Here is a 4551-nt window from a genome sequence, read left to right as displayed (position 1 = left end):
GACCCCGCCGGTGGTCGGATCGGTCAGCACGACGATGTAGGGCAGGCCGGCTTCCTTGAGCTCGGCCAGCGCCACCGTGGTGCGCGGCATCTGCATCAGCGAAAGAATGCCCTCCTGCATCCGCGCGCCGCCAGCTGCGGTGAACAGGATGTAGGGCACCTTGAGCGCGATTGCAGCGCGAACGCCGGTGAGGAAGGCGGCGCCGACGCCAATCCCCATCGATCCACCCATGAAGGCGAAATCCTGCACCCCGACGATCGCCTTGCGGCGGCCGATCAGCCCTTCGGCGTGGATCAGCGCGTCTTTCTCCTCGGTCGCGGCGCGGGCGGCTTTCAAGCGGTCGGCGTAGCGCTTGGTATCGCGAAACTTGAGCGGATCCTCGCGCACGTCGGGGGTCGGCAGCACTTTGTAATTACCGCCGTCGAACGTTTGCTTGAACCGCGCGGCGGGGCCGATGCGGTCATGATGGTCGCAGCGCGGGCAGCAGAACAGATTGTCCTCCCACTCCTTGGTGAACACCATCGCGTCGCATTTCTTGCACTTGTGCCACAGATTGTCGGCGGTCTGCCGCTTGGGCAGGAACGGGATTCCGTTACGCACTCGGCTAAGCCAACTCATTCGATCGTCTCCAACAATATCATAAGGTCGCGGCGATCGCCCGGAGCGCGGCGTCAGGGTCTTCGGCGGCGGTCACCGGGCGGCCAATGACCAGGATTGAGGCGCCCGCGTCCATCGCGGCGCGCGGGGTCATGACGCGCTTCTGGTCGGCGACATCACCGCCTGCGGGGCGAATGCCGGGGATGACGAAGAAACCGCCCCTCCAGCTTTTGCGGACTTCGGCGACTTCATCGCCCGAGCAGACAATGCCGTCGAGCCCGGCTTCCTGCGCCAGCCCGGCAAGGCGAACGACCTGCGCGTGGGAGCCACCCGACACGCCGATGCGGCCGAGGTCGCGATTGTCGAGGCTGGTCAGGACGGTCACCGCGACGACCTTGGTATGCGCCGGTGCGGCGGCCTTGGCCTCTTCGAGCATCGCGCGGCCACCAGCGGCGTGGACGGTGATTATCGCGGGTTCGAGCACGCGCAGCGACTGGACTGCCTTGGCCACCGTGTTGGGAATGTCGTGCAGCTTGAGGTCGAGAAAGATCGGCAGGCCGAGATGGGCGAGATCGGCAACCCCGGCGGGACCGTTGGCAGCGAAGAATTCAAGCCCCAGCTTGAGCCCGCCGGCGTGGCGCTTGACCGCCTTGGCAATGGTTCGCGCCCGTTCGAGGTCGGGGGTATCGAGCGCGACATAGATCGGGCTGGTCATTGGTCGCCCTCATAGCGGGGTGCGGGCGCGGCCGGAATTGGCGGGACATCGATCGCGATGCGCCGCTCGATCCGCCAGATCTTGCCGCGCATCACCAGCCATGTCGGGAAAAAGCCGAGCAGGAATACCGCCAGCAACAATATCGGAATCTTGATGTCGGCCTGGAGATTGCTCCACAGGTCGATCGTCACGTCGCGCCAATTATTGCCAGCGATGATCGCCACCAGCACCGCGACGAGGATCCATAATAATGTCTTCAGGAATTGCATGTTGGACGGGGCTTTAGGCGAGCCAGGCCGAGAATTCCAGTTCGAGCGTCGTTCATCGTTCGATGCGCTCGCTTTGGCGCAGGCCCGTGTAGCGCCGATTGAGTGGCGGCAGATGCCCAGCCACAGCAGTCGCGAGCCAAGGGAAGATCTTCATTTGAATAGGCAATTGCAAATCGGGCTGGCGGGAATTGCGCTGGTCATCGGCGGACTCGCGGCAAGCGGGCATTTGATATTCGTCGGGCCGGAAAAAGCGGCGACGTCATCATCGGCCTATGCCGCGCTCGCCAAAGTATCGACCACCGATCGCCGCGACATCGATTATGCAGCGTTCGACCGACGGCTGCAGCGGATGATCGAGCAACCATCGATGGTCGGGATGGCGGTGGGGATCGTCGAGAATGGCCGCATCACGTTCGTCAAAGGATATGGCGAGACAATATCTGGATCGGGCGACCCGGTGACGCCGATGACGGTGTTCCGCTGGGCATCGGTATCGAAGGGCGTCGCGGGGACGATGGCGGCGAAGCTGGCGGAGATGGGCAAGCTCGACCTCAACGCGCCGATCGCCAATTATTCGTCGACCCTCAAGCTGCCCGGTGGAGCGGAATATCGGGCGACGCTGGGCGATGTGCTGAGCCATCGGCTGGGGCTGTACCGCAACGCCTATGACGACAAATTGGAAGCTGGCGAGGATCCGCGGTTCATTCGCCAGACGCTTGGCACGCTCGCGTCCTTATGTGCGCCGGGAACGTGCTGGAGTTATCAGAATATTGCGTTCGACGCGGCCAGCGAGGCGGTCGCCAAGGCGATGGGCAAGCCATATCAGCAAGCGGTCCCCGACTTGCTGTTCAAGCCGCTCGGAATGACGTCGGCCAGCGTCACCCGGGCCGGGCTCGAAGGGTCGCCGAGCTGGGCCAGGCCGCATGCGGCTGGGCGGCGCGAATTGCCGATGAGCGATGCTTATTACCGGGTTCCGGCGGCGGGCGGGATCAACAGCAATATCAAGGATTTGTCGCTGTGGATGATCGCGCAGATGGGCGGGATGCCCGAGGTTCTCGACAAGCAAGTGCTCGACGAGATTCACGCGCCCCTGGTGTCGACCCCGGGTGAGCGCGGGCGGCTACGCAAGTTCCTCGAGCGGCTCAAAGACCCATATTATGGCTATGGCTGGCGCAGTTACGATTATGCCGGTCACCACATTGTCGGCCACCGCGGCGGAATCAACGGCTATCGATCGTTGATCCTGTTCGACCCGAAAATGAAAAGCGGCGTGGTGGCGCTGTGGAACAGCAATGTCTCGCAGCCCGCCGGGCTTGAGTTTGAAGTGATGGACATGCTGTATCACCTCGACTTCCGCGACTGGATGGAGCTCGACAAGGTCAAGGCGTCGCCAGTGGCCGACGCGCCCGAGGATGCGCGCTCGGGCGACGGCCTGCGGGCCTAGCCGAAAAGGCAGGGTCGCCGCTCGCCAGAAATGTTGTATTACCCTCCATCGGTTGGATGGAGGGAAGTGCAATGCGCGGGATCCTCATCGTTTCGGTTGCGACGCTGGCGCTGACGGCGTGCGAGCAGAAGGCGGCGGACAATCGCGTGGCGGCAAATGCCGGGGCACCGGCCGTGGAAGCGAGCACAGGCCGGACCATCACTGCGAGCTTCGATTGCAATGCAGCGCGCGGTCAGGCGCAGGAACTGGTCTGCGCCGATGCCAATCTGGCGGCGATGGACCGCGAGGCGGCGCGGCTCGGGGCGAGCGATGCGGCGGGGCAGGCGGCGTGGGGACAAGAGCGCGATGCGTGCGGCAAGGCCGATGAGCTTCGGCTGTGCGTGATGGCCAATGCGGCGCTGCGGATCCATGATTTGCGAAGCAGTGTGCCGGACGATGCTGGCGGGATTTCGGTCGGGCCGGTGGCGTTTGCATGCAACGGGCTGAGCAAGCCGCTGGCGGTTACGTTTATCAACAGCGACCAGGGGGCGGTCGCGGTTGAGTCAAATGGCCAGACCGTGGCGCTCGACCGTGCCGAAGCCGCATCCGGCGCGCGCTATGTCGGGCGCTGGAACGGCGAGGAATGGAGCTTCTGGGAGCATGGCGGCGAGGCCACGCTGACCGTGCCCGGCAAGCCTGAAATGACCTGTATCAAAAGCTGAGGCGCCGCCGCCCATCCAGCGAGGATGGACGGCGACGATCGTGGCTTAGGCTTCTTGGCTGAGCGGAATCGCGCTGCGGGTGTCCGCGCCGCCGAGACTGGAGTCGAGGAAGGTGGTGACATCCGCGATCAGCCGGTCCTTGTCGGTCGCGAACAGGCCGTGCGCACGGCCGTCATATTCGATCAGCTTGGCACCGGGGACCTGCGCAACGACGACCCGTCCGGTGGCGTCGATCGGGACGGTCTTGTCGGCGGTACCGTGGATCACCAACGTCGGCGACTTGAAGCTGGCGAGGTCGGGGCGGAAGTCGGTGGTGGCGAACGCCTTGGCCGCGTCGAGCATGTTCTTGGTACCCGACAGCATCGTCTGCCGCCAGCTGTTCATCAGCACTTCGTCGCTGACCGTGCCGGGACCGTAAAAGTCCTTGAAGAAGCCGGTGAAAAAGGCCGCGCGATCTTTCTTCATGCCTGCAGCCATTTCGTCGAAGGCAGCCTGCGGAACGCCGTTGGGATTGCCGTCGGTCTTGAGCATGTACGGGACGACCGAGGAGATCAGCACCGCCGCCGAGGTGCGGCCGGGGTACTTCGTCTGGAAGCGTGCGACTTCGCCGCCGCCCATCGAGAAGCCGACCAAAGCGACCGGCTCGCTAATCTCGGCATCGTCAAGGATCGCGGCGACATACTATGCATAAGTATCATAATCATTGCCGGTCCACGGCTGGTCCGACCGGCCAAAGCCGCGACGGTCGGTGAGGATCGCGCGATAGCCCTTGTCGGCCAGCGCAATGCCGAGATCGTCGAACGTGTCGCCGGTCAGCGGCCAGCC

General features: G+C 64.2%; 5 protein-coding genes and 1 pseudogene. 2 read left to right on the top strand and 4 right to left on the bottom strand.

From position 1 onward, the window contains the following. The 3 genes from RMN73_RS09940 to RMN73_RS09930 form a co-directional block, all read right to left on the bottom strand. On the bottom strand, window positions 1–618 hold a 618-nt coding region (locus RMN73_RS09940; protein WP_309603168.1), incomplete at its 3' end, for an acetyl-CoA carboxylase carboxyltransferase subunit beta. Between the two features lie 19 nt (window positions 619–637). Continuing rightward, on the bottom strand, window positions 638–1312 hold the full coding sequence (gene pyrF, locus RMN73_RS09935) for an orotidine-5'-phosphate decarboxylase (RefSeq protein ID WP_309603167.1): 675 nt from the start codon (window positions 1310–1312) through the stop codon (window positions 638–640). Further along, a complete protein-coding gene (locus RMN73_RS09930) occupies window positions 1309–1581 on the bottom strand; it encodes a hypothetical protein (RefSeq protein ID WP_309603166.1) in 273 nt (90 codons plus the stop codon). Before RMN73_RS09930 ends, pyrF begins: the two co-directional genes overlap by 4 nt. A gap of 154 nt (window positions 1582–1735) precedes the next feature. Here RMN73_RS09930 and RMN73_RS09925 point away from each other — a divergent pair, with 154 nt between their 5' ends. Then, window positions 1736–3025: a serine hydrolase domain-containing protein gene (locus RMN73_RS09925; protein ID WP_309603165.1), complete on the top strand. Its 1290-nt coding sequence runs from the start codon at window positions 1736–1738 to the stop codon at window positions 3023–3025. Window positions 3026–3096: 71 nt separating this feature from the next. Continuing rightward, the gene (locus RMN73_RS09920) at window positions 3097–3726 is read left to right on the top strand and encodes an MliC family protein (protein WP_309603164.1); all 630 of its coding nucleotides are present in this window, start codon (window positions 3097–3099) and stop codon (window positions 3724–3726) included. 45 nt (window positions 3727–3771) lie between these two features. On the opposite strand, the pseudogene RMN73_RS09915 reads toward RMN73_RS09920, so the two are convergent. Beyond that, window positions 3772–4542, bottom strand: a pseudogene (locus tag RMN73_RS09915) (alpha/beta fold hydrolase). Window positions 4543–4551: the final 9 nt, after the last annotated feature.

It is taken from the genome of Sphingomonas sp., assembly GCF_031372575.1.
GTDB lineage: Bacteria > Pseudomonadota > Alphaproteobacteria > Sphingomonadales > Sphingomonadaceae > Sphingomicrobium.
The sequence above is the reverse complement of the archived record's forward strand: the minus strand, read 5'-3'. Positions and strand labels throughout refer to the sequence as shown.